This is a genomic window from Gordonia sp. GN26, from assembly GCF_054823965.1.
Map to the genome: position 1 here is coordinate 10,517 of NZ_JSYC01000016.1, position 24,316 is coordinate 34,832.

22 protein-coding genes are annotated in these 24,316 nt (G+C 68.8%); 6 read left to right on the forward strand and 16 right to left on the reverse strand.

The features are described from left to right. Positions 1-42: 42 nt before the first annotated feature. The 4 genes from OK17_RS05555 to moeA form a co-directional block, all read right to left on the reverse strand. Complete coding sequence (locus OK17_RS05555) at positions 43-2,313, reverse strand: AAA family ATPase (RefSeq protein ID WP_461416894.1); 2,271 nt, start codon at positions 2,311-2,313, stop codon at positions 43-45. Continuing rightward, positions 2,310-3,413 (reverse strand): CDP-alcohol phosphatidyltransferase family protein, encoded by a 1,104-nt coding sequence (locus tag OK17_RS05560; RefSeq protein WP_461416895.1) that lies wholly within the window; start codon positions 3,411-3,413, stop codon positions 2,310-2,312. Before OK17_RS05560 ends, OK17_RS05555 begins: the two co-directional genes overlap by 4 nt. Before the next feature lie 8 nt (positions 3,414-3,421). Further along, positions 3,422-4,150 (reverse strand): phosphatidylserine decarboxylase, encoded by a 729-nt coding sequence (locus OK17_RS05565; RefSeq protein WP_461416896.1) that lies wholly within the window; start codon positions 4,148-4,150, stop codon positions 3,422-3,424. 86 nt (positions 4,151-4,236) lie between these two features. Continuing rightward, the gene (moeA, locus tag OK17_RS05570) at positions 4,237-5,496 is read right to left on the reverse strand and encodes a molybdopterin molybdotransferase MoeA (RefSeq protein ID WP_461416897.1); all 1,260 of its coding nucleotides are present in this window, start codon (positions 5,494-5,496) and stop codon (positions 4,237-4,239) included. Between the two features lie 100 nt (positions 5,497-5,596). On the opposite strand from moeA, the gene OK17_RS05575 reads away from it, so the two are divergent. Next, positions 5,597-6,397: an HAD-IIA family hydrolase gene (locus OK17_RS05575; RefSeq protein ID WP_461416898.1), complete on the forward strand. Its 801-nt coding sequence runs from the start codon at positions 5,597-5,599 to the stop codon at positions 6,395-6,397. Positions 6,398-6,413: 16 nt separating this feature from the next. On the opposite strand, the gene OK17_RS05580 is transcribed toward OK17_RS05575, so the two are convergent. From OK17_RS05580 to OK17_RS05595, 4 genes are all read right to left on the reverse strand, one after another. After that, entirely contained in the window at positions 6,414-6,884 is a 471-nt protein-coding gene (locus tag OK17_RS05580) for an SRPBCC family protein (protein ID WP_040536417.1), read from the reverse strand. An 88-nt stretch (positions 6,885-6,972) separates the two neighbouring features. Then, the gene (locus tag OK17_RS05585) at positions 6,973-7,401 is read right to left on the reverse strand and encodes a DUF350 domain-containing protein (protein WP_461416899.1); all 429 of its coding nucleotides are present in this window, start codon (positions 7,399-7,401) and stop codon (positions 6,973-6,975) included. A gap of 320 nt (positions 7,402-7,721) precedes the next feature. Further along, the gene (locus OK17_RS05590) at positions 7,722-8,834 is read right to left on the reverse strand and encodes an acyl-CoA dehydrogenase family protein (protein ID WP_461416900.1); all 1,113 of its coding nucleotides are present in this window, start codon (positions 8,832-8,834) and stop codon (positions 7,722-7,724) included. 48 nt (positions 8,835-8,882) lie between these two features. Continuing rightward, positions 8,883-10,076: an acyl-CoA dehydrogenase family protein gene (locus OK17_RS05595; protein WP_461416901.1), complete on the reverse strand. Its 1,194-nt coding sequence runs from the start codon at positions 10,074-10,076 to the stop codon at positions 8,883-8,885. 125 nt (positions 10,077-10,201) lie between these two features. Between OK17_RS05595 and OK17_RS05600 the strand changes: the two genes are divergently transcribed. Then, entirely contained in the window at positions 10,202-10,888 is a 687-nt protein-coding gene (locus tag OK17_RS05600) for a TetR/AcrR family transcriptional regulator (RefSeq protein ID WP_461416902.1), read from the forward strand. A 13-nt stretch (positions 10,889-10,901) separates the two neighbouring features. Here OK17_RS05600 and OK17_RS05605 read toward each other — a convergent pair whose 3' ends face one another. After that, complete coding sequence (locus OK17_RS05605) at positions 10,902-12,158, reverse strand: MFS transporter (RefSeq protein WP_461416903.1); 1,257 nt, start codon at positions 12,156-12,158, stop codon at positions 10,902-10,904. 90 nt (positions 12,159-12,248) lie between these two features. Here OK17_RS05605 and OK17_RS05610 point away from each other — a divergent pair, with 90 nt between their 5' ends. Both OK17_RS05610 and OK17_RS05615 read left to right on the forward strand, forming a co-directional pair. Continuing rightward, entirely contained in the window at positions 12,249-12,875 is a 627-nt protein-coding gene (locus OK17_RS05610) for a TetR/AcrR family transcriptional regulator (protein ID WP_232716046.1), read from the forward strand. A 9-nt stretch (positions 12,876-12,884) separates the two neighbouring features. Beyond that, positions 12,885-14,297 carry an amidase gene (locus OK17_RS05615; RefSeq protein WP_461416904.1) on the forward strand — a complete coding sequence of 471 codons (1,413 nt, stop codon included), beginning with the start codon at positions 12,885-12,887 and terminating at the stop codon, positions 14,295-14,297. Between the two features lie 112 nt (positions 14,298-14,409). On the opposite strand, the gene OK17_RS05620 is transcribed toward OK17_RS05615, so the two are convergent. The 5 genes from OK17_RS05620 to OK17_RS05640 form a co-directional block, all read right to left on the reverse strand. After that, the gene (locus OK17_RS05620; protein ID WP_461416905.1) at positions 14,410-16,053 is read right to left on the reverse strand and encodes a solute symporter family protein; all 1,644 of its coding nucleotides are present in this window, start codon (positions 16,051-16,053) and stop codon (positions 14,410-14,412) included. Then, on the reverse strand, positions 16,050-16,409 hold the full coding sequence (locus OK17_RS05625; protein WP_461416906.1) for a DUF485 domain-containing protein: 360 nt from the start codon (positions 16,407-16,409) through the stop codon (positions 16,050-16,052). Before OK17_RS05625 ends, OK17_RS05620 begins: the two co-directional genes overlap by 4 nt. Before the next feature lie 169 nt (positions 16,410-16,578). After that, positions 16,579-18,318: a sodium/solute symporter gene (locus OK17_RS05630; RefSeq protein ID WP_461416907.1), complete on the reverse strand. Its 1,740-nt coding sequence runs from the start codon at positions 18,316-18,318 to the stop codon at positions 16,579-16,581. After that, positions 18,315-18,701, reverse strand: a complete 387-nt coding sequence (locus OK17_RS05635) for a hypothetical protein (protein ID WP_006867306.1) — start codon at positions 18,699-18,701, stop codon at positions 18,315-18,317. Before OK17_RS05635 ends, OK17_RS05630 begins: the two co-directional genes overlap by 4 nt. Further along, complete coding sequence (locus OK17_RS05640) at positions 18,694-19,512, reverse strand: LytR/AlgR family response regulator transcription factor (RefSeq protein ID WP_461416908.1); 819 nt, start codon at positions 19,510-19,512, stop codon at positions 18,694-18,696. The genes OK17_RS05635 and OK17_RS05640 overlap by 8 nt, the downstream gene beginning before the upstream one ends. Before the next feature lie 289 nt (positions 19,513-19,801). Between OK17_RS05640 and OK17_RS05645 the strand changes: the two genes are divergently transcribed. Continuing rightward, the gene (locus OK17_RS05645; RefSeq protein WP_232716041.1) at positions 19,802-20,419 is read left to right on the forward strand and encodes a DUF47 domain-containing protein; all 618 of its coding nucleotides are present in this window, start codon (positions 19,802-19,804) and stop codon (positions 20,417-20,419) included. A 7-nt stretch (positions 20,420-20,426) separates the two neighbouring features. Beyond that, positions 20,427-21,413, forward strand: a complete 987-nt coding sequence (locus tag OK17_RS05650) for an inorganic phosphate transporter (RefSeq protein ID WP_461416909.1) — start codon at positions 20,427-20,429, stop codon at positions 21,411-21,413. Positions 21,414-21,417: 4 nt separating this feature from the next. On the opposite strand, the gene OK17_RS05655 is transcribed toward OK17_RS05650, so the two are convergent. Next, on the reverse strand, positions 21,418-22,608 hold the full coding sequence (locus tag OK17_RS05655; RefSeq protein WP_461416910.1) for a sensor histidine kinase: 1,191 nt from the start codon (positions 22,606-22,608) through the stop codon (positions 21,418-21,420). 124 nt (positions 22,609-22,732) lie between these two features. Then, positions 22,733-24,298 carry a polyamine aminopropyltransferase gene (locus OK17_RS05660; protein WP_232716039.1) on the reverse strand — a complete coding sequence of 522 codons (1,566 nt, stop codon included), beginning with the start codon at positions 24,296-24,298 and terminating at the stop codon, positions 22,733-22,735. Between the last annotated feature and the right edge of the window lie 18 nt (positions 24,299-24,316).

Below are 24,316 nucleotides of genomic sequence, written 5' to 3' on the forward strand. Positions count from 1 at the left end.
CGGGACCGATCGTCCACGCGGTCGCGGCGAATGGTGTGCAATTCACTCCAGCCGGCGCTCGGCATAGGCCCGGAGGTTCTCCACCTGAGCGGGATCGAGCGACGGGCGGATCCGGTTCCTCGCCTCGGCGACGTCGTCGGCGGTCACCACGGCCGCGTTGATGTCGCGGCGCATCGCCGAGAGCGCGGCCTCGCGGAGCAACGCCGAGCAGTCGGCGGCGGAGTAGCCCTCCAGGTCGGCGGCGAGCTCGTCGAGGTCGATGTCGTCGAGCGGGACGTCGCGACCGCTGGTGCGCAGGATGTCCCCGCGGGCGGCGGCATCCGGTGGCGGCACGAAGACGAGTCGTTCGAGGCGTCCGGGTCGCAGGAGCGCCGGATCGATGAGGTCGGGCCGGTTGGTGGCGCCGAGCACCACCACGTCCTGCAATGGTTCGACGCCGTCGAGTTCGGTGAGCAGGGAGGCGACCACGCGGTCGGCGACGCCGGAGTCGGTGGACTGTCCGCGACGCGGTGCGAGGGCGTCGACCTCGTCGAGGAAGATCAGCGACGGTGCTGACTCGCGGGCGCGGGCGAACAGGTCGCGGACCGCCTTCTCCGACGAGCCGACCCACTTGTCCATCAGCTCGGCGCCCTTGACGGTGTGGACCGACAGCTGTCCGGACGCGGCGAGCGCACGGACGACAAAGGTCTTGCCACATCCGGGAGGACCGAAGAGCAGCACACCGCGGGGCGGGTCGACGCCGAGCCGGGCGAAGGTGTCGGGATGCTGCAGCGGCCACAGCACGGCCTCGGTCAGGGCCTGCTTGGTCTCGATCATGTCGCCGACGTCGGCCAGAGTGATCGAACCGAGTGCCACCTCGGGCGAATCCGACCGGGACACCGGCCGGATCACGTCGAGCGCGCCGACGAGATCCTCGGTGCGGAGGGCGGGTTCGGACTTTCCGGCGCTGGCCCGGGTTGCGGCGCGCAGCGCGGCCTCGCGGGTGAGCGCGGCGAGGTCGCCGGCGACGAAACCGGGGGTGCGGGCAGCAACCGAGTCGAGGTCGAGGTCGCCCTCGGTGGGCACGGTCGACAGGATCGCCGACAACAGGCGCGCGCGGGTCGCGGCGTCGGGCAGGCCGATGATCAGTTCGCGGTCACACAGCGACGGGTCGCGCAGGCGCGAGTCGAGGCGGACGGGTTCGGCGGTGGTCGCGACGAGCGCGATGCGGCCGTCGGAGATGCCCGAGCGCAGCTCGTCGAGGATGAGGGTGGCGACCGGCTCCGGCTCGGACGGCAGCAGGGCGTCGATGTCGGTGATGAGCAGGACCCCACCGGTCGCCCGGGCGCGGGCCACCGCGTCGGCGACCGTCCGGAGGCGGGTGTTGGGTTCGGTGGCGCCGGTCGTCGGGCCGTCGACGGTGACGAGGGTGCGCTTGGCGCAGACCGATCGGACCAGCGTCGCCTTGCCGCCACCGGCGGGCCCGGTCACCAGGACGCCGAGGCGCGGTGCGGCGCCCAGGGTGCGCAGGACGTCGGGTTCGTCGAGCGTGATCGCCAGCCACTCGGTGAGCTTGGTGATCTGCGAATCGACGCCGACCAGTTCCGACACCGGCCGGACCGGGACGTCGGGTTCCTCGACCGGCACCACCCCGATGGGCGTTGCGGTCGCCGTCGGTGACGGTGCGGTGACCGGCGCATCCGGCACGACGCCGAGCGCCCCCGGGATTCGCGGCGAGCCGGCGCGGTCCCCGAGTGGGGGCACCTCGCCGGCGGTCGTCGACCACAACACGGCGGTGTTGGTCTGGACGCTGACGGGCGAGCCCGGATCGGTGCCGGTGACGGTGAGCAGCTCGGTGGTCCAGGTGATGCCCACCGAGCGGGCGAGGGCGCGTGTCGCCTCGGTCGCGGCGAGTTCGGGGCCGAGGTCGCGGGGCAGCAGCGACACCGCATCGCCGACCGAGAGCACCTTGCCGAGCAGTGCGCGTCGAAGCGTGGACTCGGTGATCGACTGCGTGGCCAGCACCGAACCGTTCACGACGACGCGGCTCGCGCCGTGTACGTCGACCGGCGCGAGCACGACCGAGGCGTTCTCCTTGACCCCCGCGTTGGAGAGGAGGATCTCATCGAGCAGGGCGACCCCGGTCGGCGCCGACGAGTCGGTCGCCGCGACCACCGCCGCGGTCACGCGGGCGCCGGTGATCGACACGGCATCCCATTCGCGCAGCGACAACGCGGTGAGCACCTCGGGATGGACCCGGATGATGCCTCGGCGTGCCTCGGCGGCGGAGGTGTGGAGCCGCGCGGTCAGCGTCAGGGACACCTGTGAGCTCATTCGGTCTCGCTTTCGGTCTGATCTGACACCGTCTCGGAGGTCTGCGCGGCGACCGGAGCCCCGGTGGGCCGGTTGAGGCCCAACCTGCGCTGCGACTTCAGCACCGGGCGTCGGCGACGGCCACCCGGCGCGGCGGCCTTCGACGCCTTGCGCTGCGCACGTCGTTCGGAGGGCTTCTCGTTCCAGTACTCCGGTCGGGAGGCGACCCAGCGCCGTGACCGCCAGGCGAACGGGATGTGGATCGCGTAGGCGAGGATGCCGATCATCATCAGCACGTACGGGTAGGTCAGCAGGAGAGCGGCGCCGACCGCGACGAGGACCAGGAGCCCGGCGATCGCGCGCGACGGGATCGACGCGGTCTTGAGGGACGCGGTGGGGACGCGGCTGACCGCGAGGAAGGCCACCAGGACGAGCCAGCCGCCGACGGCGGGGAGTGAGGTCCACCAGCCGTCACCGAACTGCTGGGCCATGCCGATCGGCAGCAGGGCGCAGATCGCGGCCGCGGGCGCGGGGATGCCCACGAAGAAGTCCCGCGTGTATGCGGGTGCCTCGTCGTCGTCGAGCAGGGTGTTGAACCTTGCCAGGCGCAGCACGATCGCGCAGCAGTAGATGAGCGCGAGCGCCCAGCCGAGATCCTGGCCGTCGAGCAGGAAGAAGTAGACGATCATCGCCGGCACGACGCCGAAGTTGATGGCGTCGGCGAGGGAGTCGATCTCGGCACCGATCCGGCTCGTCGCACCCATGAGGCGGGCCACCCGCCCGTCGATCCCGTCGAGGAACGCCGCGGCCACCAGCAGACCCATGGCCGCGTCGATGTCGCCGGTCGTCGCCGAGCGCATCGCCGTCAGGCCGGCGCAGATCGCGAGGATCGTCAGGGACGACGGGATGATGAGGCGTCCGGCCTGCGCCTGCTTGCGGAGACGACGACGCTCGGGTTCCCGCGGCTTCGCTTGCGCGGGGCCGTGTGCCTGCGCCTGGCGTCGGGCCGACCGCGCGGTGGGGACGCGGGTCTTGGACGGGCGGGTCGGGCGGCGGAGTCCGGGGCCGCCGGCCCGGCGTCCGGCGGGAACGTCGGGTGTGTTCGCTGCTTGGGGGTTCACGGGCCGGATCAGAGGTCGAGGTGAGCGAGGGGGGTTTCGCCGCCGACGGCGCGCTGACCCACCGAGACGCGGGGCGTGGTGCCCTTGGGGAAGTAGACGTCGACCCGGGAACCGAAGCGGATCAGGCCGTAGGTGTCGCCGAGCCGCAGGGAGTCGCCGACCTTCGGTTCGCAGACGATACGGCGCGCGATCAGTCCCGCGATCTGTACGACGGCGAGGTCGGGTCCGGCGCTGCCGCCGGTGGCGGTTGTACGGATGGTCATGGTGGTGCGCTCGTTGTCACGGCTGGCCTCGGGCAGGTCCGCGGACAGGAACGCGCCCGGCGTGTGCGTGACCGCGGTGACCGTTCCCGCGATCGGCACACGCTGTACGTGCACGTCGAAGATCGACAGGAAGGTCGAGACGCGGGGGAGAGGATCGGTACCCAGACCGGCTTCGGCCGGTGGGACGGCTTCGTCGACGAGTGCGATCGTGCCGTCGGCGGGTGCGACGACGACGCCCGGCTCGGTCGGCGGGACACGACTCGGGTGCCGGAAGAACGCGGCACAGGCGCCCGCGGTCAGAGCCGCGGGCCGCGCGATCCAGCGGTGACGGCGTCCGAGGAACGCGACCGCCGCGGGGGCGGCGACGAACGGGATGCCGGCCGGATGGATCGGGGGGACGGTCTCACGGGCCAGGTCTAGGAAATGGGCGACACGACCGGTGTTGCCCTCGTCCGGACGCGGACGTCTGGCCACGATCTACCTCCTGTTGTGCCCGGTGCGGGCCGCTCGATGAATCTTGCGCACCACGGGTCGGGTACGACTCCGGTCCAGCTTAGAGCTCAGTGCAGGACGAGCACGTCGACTGCGGATCCGATGGCCAGACCGTCGACCTCGGTGGGCACGTCGATCAGTGCATCGGCTTCGGCGAGAAAGCGGAGGTGATGGGAGCCGGGCGGGCCGATCGGGTCGACGACGACGCCCGATCCGTCCTCGTCGGTCCGGAGGACTCCGCGGAGGAACTGCCGCTTGCCCTGCGGTGAGCGGATGTCGGCGCCCAGTCGTGCGGTCACCCGACGTCGCTGTGGCGGCAACCCCATCGCGGCACGGAGCGCCGGCCGGATGAAGACCTCGAAGGACACCAGGGCACTGACCGGGTTGCCCGGGAGTGTGATGATCGGCACGGTGGGCCCGGGCGTTCCGTCGGGCCGGTCGGATGCGGTGTGGTGACCGCATCCCTGCGGCATGCCGGGTTGCATCGCGACCTTCACGAACTCCACCGAACCGGTGGCCGACAGTGCGTCCTTCACGACCTCGAAGGCGCCTGCGCTGACACCCCCGGAGGTGATGATCAGGTCGGCCTCGCCGGCGACCTGATCGAGCCGTGCGAGGAAGTCGCCGGTGTTGTCCGGCACGAAGTGCACGTGCCGGCCGATCGCTCCGGCCTCGGTGGCGGCGGTGGTGAGCATCGCTCCGTTCGACTCGTAGATCTGGCCGTGCTGCAACGGTTTTCCGGGTTCGACGAGTTCCGAGCCGGTGGACAGGACTACGACGCGCAGCGGGCGGGCGACGGTGACCTCGGCGATCCCGAGGGCGGCGAGCAGCCCGACCTGTGGTGCTCCGATGACGGTGCCGGCGGGCAGTGCGCGCTCGCCCTGCCCGATGTCGGAACCCGCACGCCGGATGTGTTTTCCGGACTCGACCGGTGCCGTGAAGGTGACCGTCTCCGCGGCCGCGACCGGGCCGACCACGGCGTCGGTCAGTTCCACCGGGACGATGGCGTCGGCGCCGGCAGGCAACGGGGCACCGGTCATGATGCGGTGCGCGGTGCCGGGGGCCAGCGCGAGGGCGTCGGTGCGTCCGGCCGGGATGTCCGCGGCGACGGGCAGCGTCACCGGGGAGCCGGGGGAGGCGCCCGCGAGATCGTCGGCGAGGACGGCGAATCCGTCCATCGCCGAGTTGTCGAAACCGGGCAACGAGAGCGGCGCGTCGACGTCGTCGAACGTCGCCCTGCCCAGCGCCTCCGACACCGACAGCCGGACGGGAACGGGTGGGCCGAACAAGGCGGAGACGACGGCCTGATGCTCTGCGACGGTACGCATGCGCTCAGGATGCCAGGTGGGTCGACGCGTCCGGTCGGGGTACCCGGTTCGAGGGATGCCTGCACTGCGTGGCCGGGGACCGCAGACTACATTCGTGCCCATGGCATTGGGTCTGCTTCTCGACATCGACGGGGTGATGGTCACCTCGTGGAAGGCTCTGCCCGGCGCAGTGGAGGCCGTCTCCCGACTCGCCGACCGCAAGATCCCGCGGATGTTCCTCACCAACACCACCTCGCGCTCGCGCAACGAGATCGCAGAGTTGTTGAACGACTGCGGGTTCTTCGTCGATGCCGACGAGATCCTGACGGCCGCGAAGCTGACCGCCGAATACGTGGGATCGACCTACCCGGGTAAACGGGTGTGGGTTCTCAACCAGGGCCCGATAGCCGAGGACATGACGGGCGTCGAGCTGACCGACGACCCGGCGGACGCCGAGGTCGTGGTGCTGGGTGGGGCAGGTCCCGTGTTCACCCACGACGCGTTGTCGAAGGTCCTCGAGATGCTGCTCGACGGAGTGCCGGTGATCGCCATGCACCGGTCGATGACATGGTCGACGGCCGACGGTTTGTCGATCGACACCGGCGTCTACCTCGAAGGGCTCGAGAAGGCGTCGGGCAAGAAGATCAAGGCGATCGGCAAACCGTCGCCGCTCGGATTCCGTGCCGCCACCGACATGTTGGGACTCGAGCCCACCCAGGTGGTGATGGTCGGCGACGACATGCACAACGACGTCCTGGGTGCGCAGGCGTCGGCGCTGATCGGTGTGCTGGTGCGCACCGGCAAGTTCCGCGAGGAGGCGCTCGATGCGCTCGCCCGCGACGAGTTCGGGCCCTACCCGGACCACGTCATCGACTCGGTGGCCGACCTCCCCGAACTGATCGACAAGATCAGCGGAACCTGACGGGCGTCACCGGTTCTCAGACGCGGTCGAGCTGGCTCTCCGCGGCACGCTTGATCTTGCCGAGGGTCTCTGCCATGCCCAGCTTGAGTTCGGCCTCGAAGGAATCGGCACCACCGAACAGCTTGTCGACGAGCAGCGACGACACCTTGGTGGTGGAGCCGTTCACCTCGCGTCGCTCGGTCACGGTCACGCCCGAACCGTTCGGGGTGATGGCGTAGCTCCAGACGGTGTGGTTCTCGGCCACGCGGAAGGCGATCTCCTGGTTGGGCGTGAAGCGCACGACCTTGGAGGTGGTGGGCCACACCAGCGGGCCGCGGCGGTTGATGTTGATGGTCTTGGTCCCCAGGCCGACGGTGCCACCGCGGATGATCATCTTCTTGCACTGCGGGCTCCACTCGCCCATGCGCTGGAGATCGGAGATCACCGACCACACCTGCTCGGCGGATGCGTCGATGTCGATGGACTCTTCGATGAGTGATGCGGTCATGGTCGCCAACCCTATGGGCTTGTTGGCGCACCGTCAATAGACTGTTGGCGGACCGTCAATAAGACGGGGTCGCGCGACGGAAACCTGCTCAGACCAGCAGCGTCATGCCGATGACGGCGCCGATGCCGACGAAGACCGCGGCGGTGATCCAGCCGGCGGGGTGCTCGTCGTTCTCCAGCAGCAGCGTGCCGAGCTTGCCCGGGGTCAGCCAGTCGATGAGCACGAACGACCACATCATCACCGCGATCGTCAGGACCACATAGGCGACGGTGTAGAGCAGCGCACGCCACAGCTCGAGGAGTTCGGTGTCGATGACCGAGCAGACCAGCACGATTGCCAGCCCGATGACCATCGAGGTGGTGAGGATGACGGCGTTGCGGTTGTGGTCGATCCACACCAGCTGCCGCAGCCGGCCCGGGGTCACCAGGTCGAGCGCCACGAACCCGACGACGAGCAGGGCGATCCCGACGAGGCTGAACGACGCCCCAGCGGCCAGATTGTCACGCAGCAATTCCATCCGAGTCCCTCTCTCCTCACCGACGTTCGCAGATGAACACTATCGGTGGGCAGGGCAACGGGGTGGGAGGCGTAGCTCATTTCGATACGCCTCGTCGCGAGCTCCTCGGCTACTCAATGAGCGGGGGCATCTTGCTCCCTGAGGTGCGAGTGAAGCCCGCCCCGTGCTCCCTGAGGTGCGAGCGAAACCCACCCCGTGCTCCCTGAGGTGCGAGCGAAGCGAGCCACGAAGGGCTGGTGACGATTTCTCACCAGGCCTTCGTGGCTCGTCGCTATCGCTCCTCACACCTGAAGGCAGCGGAGGGTGCGCGGTTGGCTATGTCAGCCGACGCTGAGCATGTCGTACGACGCGAGGTTCTTCGACAGCTTGGCGACGTGGGCGTCCGCGTCGCCGAGGGTGTGGCTGATCGCGGTCAGGCGGCTGACGTAGTGCGCGATCGGGTACTCGGCGGTCATGCCGATACCGCCGTGCATCTGGATGGCCTCCTGGCCGATCAGGCGTGCCGAACGCACGGTCTGCAGCTTCACGCGCGAGGCGATGGCCGCGTCGGCGACGCCGTCGGCGAGGGCGGTCGTCGCGTACAGCACCATGCTGCGGGCGAGCTCGAGCTGGGCGTACATGTCCGCCGCCCGGTGGGTGAGCGACTGGAAGGTGGCCAGCGGGACCCCGAACTGCTTGCGCGACTTGAGGTATTCGACGGTCAGCTCGAGGCTGCGCTCCATGGCGCCGAGTGCCTCGGCGCACAGTGCGGTCTGGATGCCGATCTCCGCGTTGGCGATGAGCTCGGTTGCGTCGCCGCTGCCGAGGCGGGTGGCCTTGGCGTCGTTGAACGTGAACTCGGCGCCGCGTCGACGATCGTGGGTGCGGTACGCGGTGCGGGTGACGCCCTCGGCGTCGGCGTCGATGAGGAACAGGCCCACCTCGTCGCCCACGCGCGCCGAGACGATCAGCTTGTGTGCGGAATCGCCGTGTCCGACAAGGGTCTTGGTGCCGTTGAGCACGCCCTCGGCGGTGGCGGTGGTGGCCACCGCGGCCAGCGGCCAGCGGTCGCCGGGCTCGTTGTGGGCGAAGGCCATCAGCAGCTCACCGGAGGCGAGACCGCCGCGCAGCTCCGCGCGGGTCGCGTCGTCGGCGGCGTCGAGCAGCGAGCCGGGGACGAGCACCGAGTCCAGGTACGGCTCGGGTGCCAGGGCGCGGCCGAGTTCGGTCATCACGCTGGTGAACTCGACCGGTCCGGCGTCCATGCCGCCCTCGGACTCGGGGAAGGTCAGGCCGAGGATGCCGATCTCCGCGAGCGACTTCCACACCTTCTCGCTGTAGCCGAGATCGGTGTCGGTCACCTTGCGGAGGGTCTCCACGTCGTAGGTCTTGGTGAGGACCTCGCGCACGGTGTCGCGCAACATCCCCTGTTCTTCGGAAAGCTCGAAATCCATTGTCGTCCTTGGTCTGTGAAGTCGAAGTGAGGTCAGAGGGGCCGGCGGTCAGAGACCGAGGACCGCCTTGTCGATGATCTGGCGCTGGACCTCGGAGGAACCGCCGTAGATCGAGACCTTGCGGTAGTTGAGGTACTCGGGTGTGGCCAGCTGGGCCCACTCGGGTGCGTCGACCTGGGCGCTGCCGTTCGGCGCGTCGGCGGCGACCTCGGCGACCGGAAGCGAGTCCGGGCCGGCGATGTCGGAGAGGAGCTCCTTGGCGGCCTGCTGCAGCTGGCTGCCCTTCAGCTTCAGCAGCGACGAGGCGGGGTTCGGCTTGCCGTCGGCCGACGATGCGGCCACACGCAGCTGGGTGACCTCGAGGGCGAGCAGTTCGTTCTCGATCTCGGCGAGGCGCGCCGCGAACAGCGGGTCGTCGAGGAGGGTCCCGTCGGCGGTCTTGGTCTGTGCGGCGAGACGCTTCGCGCGGGCGAGGTTGGTCTTGGTGTAGCCGACGCGGGCGATGCCGCTGCGCTCGTTGCCCAGCAGGAACTTGGCCTGGGTCCAGCCGCTGTTCTCCTCGCCGACCATGTTCTCGGCGGGCACCTTGACGTCGTTGAAGAAGACCTCGTTGACCTCGTAGCTGCCGTCGATCAGCTGGATCGGGCGCAGTTCGATGCCCGGGGTGTCCATCGGGATGAGGAACATGCTGATGCCGGCCTGCTTCTTGACGTCCGGGTTGGTGCGGGCGAGCAGGAAGATCCAGTCGGCGTACTGGCCCAGGGTGGTCCAGGTCTTCTGGCCGTTGATGACGTAGTGGTCGCCGTCGCGGACCGCGCGGGTCTTGAGGGACGCGAGGTCGGAGCCGGCCTCGGGCTCGGAGAAGCCCTGGCACCACCAGATGTCGAGGTTGGCGGTCTTCGGCAGGAAGCGTTCCTTCATCTCCTGCGAGCCGAACTGGGCGATGACCGGGCCGATCATGCCGGCGTTGAACGGCAGCGGGTCGGGGACGAACGCCAGGCTCATCTCCTCGCGGTAGATGTGGAACTGGATCGGGGTCCAGTCCTTGCCGCCCCACTCGACCGGCCAGTTCGGGGTGTGCACGCCGTGCTCGTTGAGGATGCGCGCCGAGGTGATGATGTCGTCGGGGTAGTTGAGCTTCCCCTCTTCGTTCCGCTTGCGGAGGTCCTCGGGGACCTTCGCGAAGATGCTGCGCAGTTCCTCGCGGAACGCCTCTTCCTCCGGACTGAACTTCAGGTGCATGGGTTCTTCTCTACTCCTGTCGGGGGTTGCCGGGTGTTCGGCGACACCAATCACGGACCGTCTACCTGGGAGAACCCTGACAGACCGGTCGCTGACTAAGCGCTTGCTTAGTGATATCTTGCACTATGCCGCGCATCAGAGGCGGTGTCAATCGGTTGGAACCGGCGCGAGGTCGCCGAGTGAACGAGGGGGTGGACGTGGTCTCGTCAACGGAACCGACGACCCGTGCGCAACCGGTCGCGGCCCGACAGCGGTTGTTGCTCGCCGCGGTCGAGGCGTTCGCGGCGAAGGGCTTCAACGCCACGACGACCCGCGACATCGCCAACGGCGCGCAGATGAGTTCGGCCGCGGTCTACGTGCACTTCCGGTCCAAGGAGGAACTGCTCTTCGAGCTCTCCGACGCCGGACACCGACGCATCCTGGCCATGATCGACGAGGTCGACGATCCGACTGCCCCGCCCGGGGAGCGGCTCGAGACGGTCATCGGCGCCTTCACCGAGCACCATGCGCGCGAACACGTGCGCGGCCGCGTCGTGAACTACGAACTCGCCTCGCTGGCCCCCGAACACCTCGAGCCGGTCATGGAACTGCGCCGGGAGATCACCCGGCGAGTGCGCGCGATCGTCGACGCCGGGATCGAGAACGGCGACTTCGACGTGTCCGATTCCCAGGCCACCACCAACGCGATGCTGTCGATGGGCATCGACCTCGCGCGCTGGTACCGCGCCGAGAACTCACTCCCGCCCGAGAAGATGGGCGAGTTCTACGCGCAGCTGGCCACCCGGATGGTGGGGCTACGGGACCGGGACTGATCCCGGCGCCCGTTCAGGACTTGCCGACCGTAACCGGCTGCTTCGCGTCTTCCGTTGCGGGAGTTGCTGATTCGGTTCTGGCCGCGGCGCGCCGCATGACGACCGCCAGCCCCGCGCCGAACAGTGCGACGGCGAGGACATAACCGACGTATCCGATGACCGTCGCGCGGAGCCCGATGTGGGACACGACGATTCCCGCGATCACCGCCGGCACGCTGAACGCGAGGTAGCTCGCGACGAACACCGAGGAGTAGACCTGTCCGCGCTCTGCGGGCGGCGTCGCAGCGGTGATGTTGTCCATGGCACTGAGGAACGTCGCGGCCCATCCCGAGCCGGCCACGAGCGAGCCGAGGATATAGAGCGGCAGGACCTCGACCAGGACGCCGGACAACGAGATCAGGACGCCGATGGCGAGGGTCGGGTAACCGTAGGCCTGCTTGAACGTCGCCGGGCGTCCGGTGATGAACAGGGAAGTGATCGTCGCGCTGGCGAAGAAGGTGAAGAGGATGAGCCCGGCCTCACCGTGGTTGGTGACACCGAAGACCCGTGCGACGACCGAGGATCCGAGCGACAGATACAGCCCGCCGAGCGACCAGGTGGCCACCAGGGTGGGTACCGCGGCGAAGAACACCGGGCGGACCTCGCGGGGCACCCGAACCTGGGGGGCGAGAGTCGTGGCCAGGTGCCGGCGCGAGGTGAAGCCCACGCGCTCGCGGGTCTCCGGGACCACGAGGAGTGCGATCAGCAGCGCCGCGAACAGTCCGAGAATGACCTCGTAGACCAGGATTCGGGGCGCGGGTGCGTATTCGACGAGCAGTCCGGCGACACCGACACCGGTCGCGAGACCGAAGGCCGGGGCGGCGCCGATGATCGTCGAGCCGAGTCGGGCGGTGGGCTGGAGGTCGACGGTCGTCGCGGTGAGCGTGCCCATGGCTGCGCCGGTGGCGAGGCCCTGGAGCGCGCGTGCGGCGAGCAGCGTCCCCACGTCCTCGGCGACGACGAAGAGCACCATGCTGGCGATCAGCAGGACGAGCGCGACCGCGAGCACCGGGCGACGGCCGATGTGGTCGGACAGCGACCCCACCGTCAGCAGACTCATCAGCATCGTGACCACATAGACCGCGAAGACCAGGGTTAGGGTGAGCGAGGAGAAACCCCAGAGCTCCTGGTAGACGGGGTACAACGGCGACGGAGCTGCGGAGGCGAAGAGCACCATCACGTACGTGGCCGCGATCAGCCAGAACGCGCGGTGGGGATGTAGCGGCGCCATGTCGTCTCCTTAACGCAAATGCAATTGCATTTGGAACGACGATAGCCGCGGATTCCTTCCAAAAGCAATCAGATTTGCAATAATGGCTGCATGGCTATGGGAAGCGCAACGTCGCAGGCCGACTCCGCGGACGCGGCACCGCGCGCGAAGAGGCCCGGCGGTCGGAGCGCTCGTGTCCAGTCGGCGGTGTATGCCGCCGTCGGGCAACTCGTCGGTGCCGGCCAGCGCGACACGATGACGGTCCCCGAGGTCGCCGACCTCGCGGGCGTCAACCCGACCAGCATCTACCGCAGGTGGGGGTCGATCGACGCGCTCCTGGGCGAGGTGGCGGTCGCCGCACTGACGCAGGGTGAACCGCTGCCGGACACGGGTGTACTCCGCGACGACATCGCGGAGTGGGCCCGCGTGATCGCCGCCGACATCGGCCGGCCGAAGCGGCGGGCCTACCTGCGTGCGATGGTCGCGGCGCGCGACGACGTCGTCGAGGTGTGCCCGTGCTGGGAGATCCGCCGCGAGCAGGCCGAGGAGATGATCGCGCGGGCGCGCGAGCGCGGCGAGGCGACGCCGTCGGTGCGGCAGCTCCTCGACCATGTGATCGCACCCCTCTACCACCACGCGGTCTTCGGTCTCGCGGTCGACGACGCCTACGTCGCGGAGCTGGTCGACGATGTCGCCGCGATGCTGGGAGCGGCCCCGGGGTCCGCCGGAGGGCGATAGGGTCCGGGCATGAAGAAGGTTCACGCGTTCACAGACGACGCACTCGGTGATCTCGACGCCGTCGGCATCGCCGACGCCATCGCCGCCCGGGAGATCTCGGCCGCCGAGGCTGTCGAAGCGGCTCTCGCCCGGATCGACGCAGTCAATCCCCAGCTGAACGCGGTCGCCTTCGACGACCGCGAGCGAGCCCGCAAGCGCGCCGTCGACAACGACTTCCCGTCCGGATCGTTCGTCGGCGTGCCGTCGATCATCAAGAACAACACCGACTTCGCGGGCCTGCCCACCTGCCACGGGTCGGCTGCGGTCGCGCCGAACCCGGCCTCGGCGAACGAGGCCTTCACCAACCAGTTCCTGGCGACCGGCGTGAACCTCGTCGGGGCGTCGAACATGCCGGCTTTCGGGCTGACCGCGACGACCGAATACGTCGACCGGGAGCCGACCCGCAATCCGTGGGACACCGACTACTCCGCCGGCGGCTCTTCCGGTGGTTCGGCTGCACTCGTGGCGGCGGGCGCGCTGCCGATCGCGCACGCCAACGACGGTGGCGGATCGATCCGGATCCCCGCTGCCGCATGCGGTCTCGTCGGACTCAAGCCGAGTCGGGGTCGGACCGCGCCGGCGAAGCAGACCAAGGATGCCCCGATCGACCTGGTGTGCAACGGGATCGTGAGCCGGTCGGTTCGCGATACCGCTCGCTTCCTCGACGACTCGCAGGGTTTCCGTCCCGGCCCCGGTCTGCCGCCGGTAGGTCTGGTGGAGGGGCCGGGAGAGAAGCGGCTGCGGATCGCGCTGATCACCGAACCGATCACCGGCCAGCTGCTCGACCGCGACACCCAGCGGTGCGTCACCGAGGTCGCCGAGCTCGTCGAGTCCCTCGGCCACCGGACGGAGATGGTGCCCCTGCCGGTCGACCGCGCCTACATCCGGCAGTTCATCGACTACTGGTCGCTGCTCGCGTTCGCGCTGGACCGAACCGGTAAGCGGCTGCACGACAAGGGTTTCGACCGTACGCAACTCGACCCGTTGACCCGCGGTCTGTCGCGCAACGCCCTGCGGCACTTCTATCGGATGCCGTCGTCGATCCGCGGTCTCCGTCGCTCCACCGCCGCGTTCCGGTCGCTGCACGAGCAATTCGACGTGATCCTGTCGCCGACGCTCGCGCACCTGCCACCGGAGATCGGTTACCTCGACCCGGGTATCGACTTCGGCGAGGCGATGGACCGTCTGACGCGCTATGTCGCGTTCACGCCCGCGAACAACACGTCGGGTACCCCGGCGATCAGTCTGCCGCTGGGACAGTCGAAGTCGGGACTGCCCGTCGGAATCCAGTTCTCCGCCGACCTCGGTGACGAGCGGACCCTGCTGGAGCTCGCTTTCGAACTCGAGGCGGCCCGCCCGTTCGCGCGGATTCAGGACGCCTGAGCGACGCGAGCTGAGTTCTGGGCTGGGCCCCCGCAAACCCACCACAAATGGCCAGGTCCACCACCTCGGAAGGTGGTGGACCCGGCCATAAGGGGTGGGTTTGCTGCGAAGGCTAGTGCTGCACTGCCTTCTCCGCACCGATGCCGGTGAGGGAGCGAACCTCCATCTCCGCGTTGCGTTCCGGGGTCCCGGCGTCGCTCGGCGAGGTCAGGGTGCCGATGATGCCGAGGACGAAGGCCAGCGGGATCGAGACGATGCCCGGGTTGGCCAGCGGGAACCAGGCGAAGTCGGCACCGGGGATCATCGCGGTCGACGAGCCGGAGACGGCCGGGGAGAAGACGATCAGCAGGATAGTGGAGATCAGGCCGCCGTACATGCTCCACAGGGCGCCGCGGGTGTTGAAGCGCTTCCAGTAGAGCGAATACACGATCGTCGGCAGGTTCGCGGCCGCCGCGATGGCGAAGGCCAGGGCCACCAGGAAGGCGATGTTCTGACCGTTGGCCAGGATGCCGAGCACGATACCGAGGACACCGAGCACGACGACGGTGTACCGCGAGACGCGGACCTGGTCGTCCTCACTCACCTTGTTGCGCTTGATGACCGACGCGTAGATGTCGTGGGCGAACGATGCCGACGCGGTGATCGCGAGGCCGGCGACGACGGCGAGGATCGTGGCGAACGCGACCGCGGAGATGATGCCGAGGAGCACCACACCGCCGAGTTCGAAGGCCAGCAGCGGTGCCGCGGCGTTCTGTCCGCCGGCGGCGGCGAGGATCTTGTCCGGTCCGACCAGTGCGGCCGCGCCGTAACCCAGGATCAGGGTGAACAGGTAGAAGGCGCCGATGAGTGCGATCGCCCAGACCACCGACTTACGAGCCTCTTTCGCGGTCGGCACGGTGTAGAAGCGCATCAGCACGTGCGGCAGGCCCGCGGTGCCGAGGACCAGGGCGATGGCCAGCGAGAGGAAGTTGATCTTGGACTCGAGCGAGCCGCCGTACTGGGCGCCGGGTGCGAGAACGTCACGCGAGGCGACAGTTTCGCTGCCGGAGCTGCTGATGGCGTCCTGTGCGGCGCCGAGGATCGACGACAGGTTCATGCCGAACTTGGCGAGGACGATGAAGGTCATGATCGCCGCGCCGCTGATGAGCAGCACCGCCTTGATGATCTGCACCCAGGTGGTGCCCTTCATGCCGCCGATGAGCACGTAGACGATCATCAGCGCGCCGACGACGGCGATCACGATCGACTGGCCGAGACGACCCTCGATGTCGAGCAGGAGGGCGACGAGGCCACCGGCACCGGCCATCTGGGCCAGCAGGTAGAACAGCGAGACGGCGAGGGTCGAGATGGCCGCCGCGAGACGGACCGGGCGCTGCTTGAGGCGGAAACTGAGGACATCGGCCATCGTGAACTTGCCGGTGTTGCGAAGCAGTTCGGCGACGAGCAGCAGCGCGACGAGCCACGCGACGAGGAAGCCGATGGAGTAGAGGAAGCCGTCGTAGCCGTAGACGGCGATGGCACCGGCGATGCCGAGGAAGCTGGCCGCCGACAGGTAGTCACCGGCGATGGCGATGCCGTTCTGCGGGCCGGAGAAGCCACGGCCGCCGGTGAAGAAGTCTGCGGCCGAGTTGTTGTTCTTGCTGGCCCGGATGACGATGTACATCGTGATCGCCACGAATGCGGCGAAGATCGCGATGTTGGCGACCGGGCTGCCGACGGTGGCGGCGAGCGTGGTGGTGTGGACGGAGGTGTTCACAGCGACCGGCCGCCTTCCATCTCGTTGCGGATGGCCTCGGCACGCGGGTCGAGCTCGCGGTTCGCGAAGCGTACGTACAGGCCGGTGATGACGAAAGTGGTCACGAACTGCAGCAGTCCGAGGATCAGGCCGAGGTTGATGTTGCCCCACACCTGGATCGCCATGAAGTCATGCGCGAAGGCGCCGAGCAGCACGTAGACCGCGTACCAGATCAGGAAGAACGCGGTCATCGGGAAGATGAACTTGCGCAGGCGCGCCTTGAGCTCCTGGAACTGCGGGCTGTTCTGCATCTCGATGAACTGCTCGCCCGACGGCGCATGCGGTGGTGCCGCTGCTGGTTGGTCGATGTTCGACACGCTGTCCTCCAAGTCGATGGGGCCACGGCGGTGGAGACCGCTGTGATGGCACTTCGGGGAACAGCCTGGATGAGGCGCAGATCACACCGCAATCGGTGTCGTGGGTCACACGCTGAAGGCTGTCGACTGTGCGACGGGCGGTCGATCAGATCCGACGAACGGCGAACGGTCAGGCGCCGGGAAGGCGGTCGACGCCCATCCCGACACGTTCGGGGACGTGCATCCGCGCGAACGTGCGGGCGAGATCGCCGGGCAGTCGTCGTCGGGTCGCGAGGCTGACCAGCACCATCGTGCCGAAGGCGAGCGGCACGGTGACCGCGCCCGGATAACCGACCAGTGCGGCCGGCCAGCCGCCCAGCACGTCGTCGTCGATCACCCCGGCGATCGCGAGGGAGGTGGCCGAACCCGACGACACCCCGCCGACGATCAGCCCGGCGATCGCACCGGTGGATGTCAGCCCCCGCCACCAGATGCCGAGGACGAGCAGAGGACACAGCGTCGACGCGGCGACGGCGAACACCAGCCCGACGGTCCGGGACAGTTCCAGTGAACCCGCCGCCAGCGAGAGCGCGATGGGGATGGCCCCGCCGATGACCGCGGCGATACGGAAGTCGCGGACGCGTCCGCGGAAGACATCGGTCGCCAGCGCCCCCGCCACGGACACCAGGAGACCCGACGACGTGGCCAGGAACGCTGCGATCGCGCCGGCCGCCACCAGCGCGGCCAGGATCTGCCCGGCCAGGCCTCCGATGGCGGCGCTCGGCAGCAGGAGGACCGCGGCGTCGGATGTACCGGTGATCAGCAGCTCGGGCACGTAGAGACGCGCGAACACCCCGAGGAGGACGGGGAACAGGTAGAACAGCGACAGCAGTGCGATCGCGGCGAGCGCCGTTCGACGCGCCGTGCGGCCGTCCGGATTGGTGTAGAAGCGCACGAGGACGTGAGGCAGACCCATCACGCCGAGGAACGTCGCGAGGATCAGGGAGAGCACCCCGAACAGCGGATGGCGCCCGCCGAGACCGCCCCCGGGCGCCACCCAGTCCGACCCGTGGACCGGGGCTCCCGCCACGACCGGGGTGGCCGCGCCGGCGTCGAGGAAGATGACGGAGTCGGCGGAGATGACATGACCACCGGGGGACGGGATCGGGGCGTCGACCACCGGCGAACCGTCGAGCGTGCCGGTGACACGTACTCCCTTGGTCTCGGCGACGGTCACCGAGACGTCGGTGGTGACGTCGACGGTGGTGGCGGTCGTGACCCGCGGCGGTGCGGGTTCGCCGACCCGCGCCGGATCGTTCGCGAACACCCCGATCAGCACGAGGGTGGGGATCGCGATGGCGGTCAGCTTGAGCCAGTACTGGAATGCCTGTACGAAGGTGATCGACCGCATCCCGCCGCCGACGACGTTGACGATCACGATCAGCCCGACGCCGACCACGCCCGTCCAGACGGGTGCGCCGAGCAGGATGTTGAGCGTGAGTCCCGCGCCCTGGAACTGGGGGATGAGGTACAGCACGCAGACCACGACCACGACCACCATCGCGGTCTTTCGCACGACCGTCGAGGAGAGCCGGAACTCGGCGAAGTCGGGCACGGTGTAGGCGCCCGAACGACGCAGTGGTGCAGCGACGAACAGCAGTAGGCCGAGATACCCGGCGGTGAACCCGACCGGGTACCAGAGCGCGTCGGCGCCGTACTTCGCGACGAGCCCGGCGACACCGAGGAACGACGCCGCCGACAGGTACTCACCCGACACCGCAGCGGCGTTCCATCGCGACCCGACGGCGCGTGAGGCCACCAGGAAATCCGACGTCGTGCGGGAGAACCGGCCGCCCCAGGCCCCGACCACGATGGTGGCGACGGCCGCGGTGAACAACCCCACGGCGGTCAGCACGTCGACGCCGCTCACGTCCCACCCGGATCGCCGGCGTCGTCGTCGACGAGACTCATGAAGTCACGTTCGGCGTGTTCGGCCAGCCGTACGTACAACAGCCCGGTCAGGTACAGCACCGGATAGGCGAGGAGTCCGAGGACGAGCCAGGTGATCCGGATGCCGAAGACGGTCGTCTCGGCCACGTTCGGGAGCAGCACGGCGAGCAGCGGGATCGCCACCACGACGACGAGCAGGCTTCCGCCGAGACGCAACGCCAACCCGAGTTGTGCGCGCATCAGGCCGCGCACCAGCGCGTCGCCGACCTCGGTCTGTTCCTGGACCTCCACCCGGGTGCGCACCATCCGGGCGCCACGCCGAGAGGCGAGAACGACGCGCTCGCGTTGCGGATTCTCAGACATCGCCGCGACCGGCGGGGGAACGGTACTGGCGCAACGGGTCCCGGATGAGCCGGTCCTTCAGGTCGCGGACCTGACGACGGCTGACGGGCAGCTCCACCGCTTCCGACGCCCCGTTCGCGCGCACGCTGACGACGGTCCCGCCCCCGGTGGTCCGCAGGCCGGTGACCATCGGCAGGGCCACCAGATAGGACCGGTGAACCCGGGCGAATCCCTTGTCCTGCCAGCGTGACTCGAGGGTCGACAGCGGAATGCGGACCAGGTGGGCGCCGGAATCGGCATGGAGTCGGGCGTAGTCGCCGACGGCCTCGACCCACGAGATCGAATCACGCCGGACGAGCGAGGTCACCCCGCTCATCTCGACCGGGATCACCTCGTCGGAGGTGGCTCGCGGCTCACCCGGAGGCGTCGGGGCCGGAGTGCCCTCGGCGGGCTTGGCGCGGGCGTCGAGGCTCGCGCGGACCCGTCCGAGCGCCTGGGCGAGTCGTTCCTCGCGGAGCGGTTTCAACAGATAGTCGACGGCGCCGACCTCGAAGGCGTCGACCGCCTTGTCCTCGTGTGCGGTGACGAAGACGATCGCGGGAGGCTCCGCGTACTTGGCGAGGACGCCGGCGAGCTCGAGACCGGACAGGCCCGGCATGTTGATGTCGAGGAAGATCGCGTCGACCCGGCGGGAGTTGAGCTCGCGAAGAGCGCCGGTCGCATCCGTCGCGGCGGCAACCTCGGCGACACCGTCCTGCCGGTCCAGGAGGTAGCGGAGTTCGTCGAGAGCAGGGGGTTCGTCGTCGACGGCGAGCACCACCAGCCCGGACATCCATCTCCTCCCGACTGCTGCGCTGACGCGCGACTCCTCCCGACCGCTGCGCTGACGCGCGACGACGGACACGAGGATCGTACCGCGTGGGCCGCATCACAGATCGCAACCGGCCGCCGCGATTGACAGCCGATTCTCAGATTCGGCGAAAAGTCCGGTCACATGGGTACGCCGTTGAGCGGGCTCGATACTCTGTGCACGGCCATCCCGACGTCAGACGGACTCACCGAGGAAGTCGCTGCACAGCGTCGCCTCGATGCGTTGGACGCAAGATAGGAAGAAAGTCACTGTGTTCTCCCGGTTCAAACCCAAGAACGATCTCTTCTACGGGTTGTTCACGTCCTCGGCCCAGTGCCTGGCCGAGGGGACCAAGACCCTCACCGGCCTGCTGGAGCCCGAACCGGACTTCGAGGAGATCGCGCGTCGGATGGTCGACCTCGAACACGACTGCGACCGCATCACCCACGAGATGTTCCGCACGGTCAACTCGAGCTTCATCACGCCGTTCGACCGCTCCGACATCTATGTCCTCGGTTCGAGCCTGGACGACGTCATGGACCACATCGAGGCCGCGACCCACCTCATGGCCCTCTACGGCGTCACCGAACTCCCGCAGCACCTGCGCGAGATGGTCGAGATCCTCGACACCTCGGCGAGCGTGACCGCTGACGCGATGCCGCGGCTGGCCGGCATGAAGGACCTCGAGCGGTACTGGATCGAGATCAACGCCCTCGAAAACCGCGCCGACCACACCTACCGGACCTTCCTGGCCTACCTGTTCGACGGCCACCTCGACGCGCTGAGCGTGATGAAACTGAAGGACGTCGCCGACGAGCTCGAGGATGCGGCCGATTCCTTCGAGAAGGTCGCCAACATCGTCGAGACCATCGTCCTCAAGGAGTCGTGACACACCCGTGTTCGCACTTCTCGTGGTGATCGGTCTAGCCATGGCCTTCACGTTCACCAACGGTTTCCACGACTCTGCCAACGCGATCGCGACCTCCGTGTCAACCCGCGCCCTCACGCTCCGCGCGGCGCTGGCGATGGCCGCCGTCGGCAACCTGGTCGGCTCCTTCTTCGGTGCCAAGGTGGCCAGCACGGTCGGCTCGGGCATCATCGACCTCAAGGAGGGGCCGGACGCGCTGATGCTCGTCGGATGCGCCCTGATCGGCGCCATCGCCTGGAATCTCATCACCTGGTGGTTCGGCCTGCCGTCGTCCTCCTCCCATGCGTTGATCGGTGGCATGGTGGGCGCGGCCCTGGTCGCCGGGGTCACCGTGCTCTGGGACGGTGTCGTCGAGAAGATCCTGCTGCCGATGGTGCTCTCCCCGGTCGCCGGCTTCCTGCTGGGCGCGGCGGCGATGCTCGCGATCATGTGGCTCTTCCGCAACGCGTCGCCGGCGATCACCGGCCGACGGTTCCGGCACGCACAGACCGTGTCGGCCGCGATGATGGCCTTCGGCCACGGCATGCAGGACGCGGCCAAGACGATGGGCATCGTGGTGCTCGCGCTCGTCGTCGCCGGCTACCAGGACGACTACTCGATCCCGCTGTGGTGCTTCCTGCTCACCGCGATCGTCCTCGCTCTCGGCACCGCCACCGGCGGCATGCGCATCATGCGCACACTCGGCCGCAAGATCATCGAACTCGACCCGCCGCAGGGCTTCGCCGCCGAGGCCACCGCGGCGTCGGTTCTCTACGTCGCCTCGGCCGGTATGGGCGCGCCCATCTCGACGACCCACGTGATCTCCTCGGCCATCATGGGCGTCGGCTCGACCAAGCGCACGAGTGCGGTGCGTTGGGGCATGGCCGGCAACATGGCCGCCGCCTGGGTGACCACCTTTCCGGCGGCCGCCGTCTTCGCCGCGGTGACGTTCCTGGCCGCCAGGGCGGTCTTCTGACCGGCTAAGCCCGGATACCCGCCCGGAACTTCGGCACGCGCATGCCCACCCTGGTCCCGGCGCCCACCGCCGTCTCGACCACCAGTCCGTAGTCGTTGCCGAACGCGGCGCGGAGACGATGGTCGACGTTGGTGAGCCCGACGTGCGCACCCTCGCTGTGGTCGAGGGCGTCGAGTGCGCCGCTGCGCAGGAGTTCGGGATCCATGCCGACGCCGTCGTCCTCGACGGTGATGACGCAGTCGGTGCCCTCGTCGGCCGCGGTGATGGTGATGGTGCCGCCGCCCTTCGACGCGAGCCCGTGACGGACCGCGTTCTCCACGAGCGGTTGCAGTGCGAGGAACGGTACGACGACGTTCAGGACCTCCGGCGCGACGTGCAGCTTCACGTCCAGGGAGTTGCCGAAGCGGGCCCGTTCGAGGGTGAGGTAGCGGTCGATGTTGCGCAGCTCGTCGGCCAGCACGGTGTACTCGCCGCTCGCGCGGAACGAGTAGCGCGTGAAATCGGCGAAGTCGAGGACGAGTTCGCGGGCACGGTCGGGGTCGGTGCGGACGAACGAGGCGATCGTGTTGAGGGCGTTGTAGATGAAGTGCGGGCTGATCTGCGCGCGGAGCGCGAGCACCTCCGCCCGGTCCAGGCGGGCGCGGGAGGCGTCGAGTTCGGCCAACTCGATCTGGCTCGACACATAGCGGGCGACCTCGGCGACGGCGCCGAGCATGCCCGGGCCCGGACGACGGGTCGTGGCGACGACGAGAACGCCGACATCGATGTCGCTGGCGACGAGGGGCTGCGCGATGAGGGCCCGGACCGGCGACTCCGCGCCGCACGGGTCGGACACCAGAACCCGGCGCTGATCACCGGTCGCCGACGCCGCTGCCTTAGCGGCCTCCCGCAGCATGTCGGGGTCCCAGATCTCGTCGTCGTCCGGGTCGTGGGCGAGTCGCCGAGGCTCGTCGTCGAAGAGTGCGACGGCCTCGGCCGAGGTCAGCGTGCGCAGATGGGGGAGGGCTTCGGCCGCCGACTCCTCGGAGAGTCCGGTGCGTAGCGATCGCGCCGCCAGAGACGCGGTGTGCAGCGCCATGTGCACGGCGCGTTCGGTCGGTGTGGTGACCTGACGCCGCGTCCGGACCAGCGCGACGAGGCCGAGCACCATGATCAGCAGCAGGATCGACCCGACGATGGCCACTTCGCTCGACATGGTGTCACCCTAGTTGACATCGCAGGTCAGAGACGGCGCGTTCGGCCGCCGTGCATCGGTGTGACCGGTGTCGCGAATCGTGTTGGGGCGCGCGACGATACGCGACTCCTGCGTCGGGACCCGTTCAGTAGATGGCCCACTCGCCCTGCGCGTACCGCAGGATGCGCGGGTCCATCAGGGTCGACGGGGGAAGGTCGAGTGGTTGCCGGTCGAGCGGGAAAACGGTCGCCGCGGTGAGCTGTTCCGCACTCAGGAACCGCAGCGGCCCGGGGGCGTCGACGGTCGGGCTGATCGGCCCGTCGGCACCCGCGAGGTGGAAACCCCAGTCGCCGAATGCCGGGACGTCGACGTGGTACGGCGTGGCCGGGAGCCCGGCCTCCCTCATGGTGGAGGCGATGCACCAGAACGACTTCGGCGCGAAGTACGGCGAACCTGCCTGCACGACGGCGCGACCGTGCGCTGCGAGGCGTGCGCGCACGAGTGCGTAGAACTCGGTGGAGTACAACTTGGCGGTGGCGGAGTCGTCGGGATCGGGCATGTCGACGATGATCACGTCGAAACGGCGGTTCGTCTGCCGCAACCAGCTGAAGGCGTCGGCGGTCACCACCTCGGCCCGACTATCGGTCATCGACCCCCGGTTGAGCGAGGTCAGGCGGGAGTCGGTGCGTGCCAGCCGGATCATCTCCGGGTCGAGTTCGACGAGCGTCACGTCCTGCGCATCCGGGTAGCGGAGCACCTCACGCAGCGCCAGACCGTCGCCGCCACCGAGCACGAGCACCGAGGACCGGTCACCCGACATCGCCGGATGGACGAGTGCCTCGTGATACCGGTGCTCGTCGATCGAGGAGAACTGGAGGTCGCCGTTCAGGAAGAGGCGGATGTCCGGGCCTGCGCCGGTGGACCTCTCGGTGATCACGATGTCCTGGTAGGCGCTGCGGGCGGCGGCCACGATCGGGTCGCGGTAGAGGGCCTGCCGGGCGGTCACCTCGAACCGGGCGGACAGCATCAGGCCGGCCACGAGAGCCGCGACCACCGCCAGCGCCCCGGCGGACAGCAGGGCGAGTTGGCCGCGGCCCAACGACTTCCGGAAGATGACGAACACCAGGAAGCAACCCGCGGCCGCGTTGACGAGTCCGACCACGAGCGCCCCGCGCAGCTGACCGAACAACGGCAGCAACAGGAAAGGGAAGCAGAGACCGCCGATCAGCGCGCCGATGTAGTCGACGGCGAACATGTCCGCGACCGCCGCGCCCGGCTCCTGGCGTCGAATCCGTTGCAGCAGCACCATCAACAACGGGATCTCGGCCCCGATCAGGACGCCGAGGACGAAGGCCACCACGATGAGCGCCGGCGTGTACAGCTCCAGGTAGGCGAAGGCGGCGTAGAGGGCCATCACCGACAGTCCGCCGAGGAGGGCGAGCAGCAACTCGATGACCGCGAATGCGGCCACCGAGTGCGGTTGGAGCGGTTTCGCGGCCAGGGATCCGACACCCATCGCGAACACCATCACCGCGAGGACGATCGACGCCTGCGTCGCGGTGTTGCCGATCAGGAAGGAACCCAGCGACACCAGCGCCAACTCGTACACGAGACCGCAGGCGGCGCAGACGAACACCACGGCCAACAGGGCGGACCGCGCGAAACGTGGTCGCGCGGACAGCGGTTCGGTCGAGGTGTCGGTGAGCGTCACGGAAAGTCAGCTCTCACA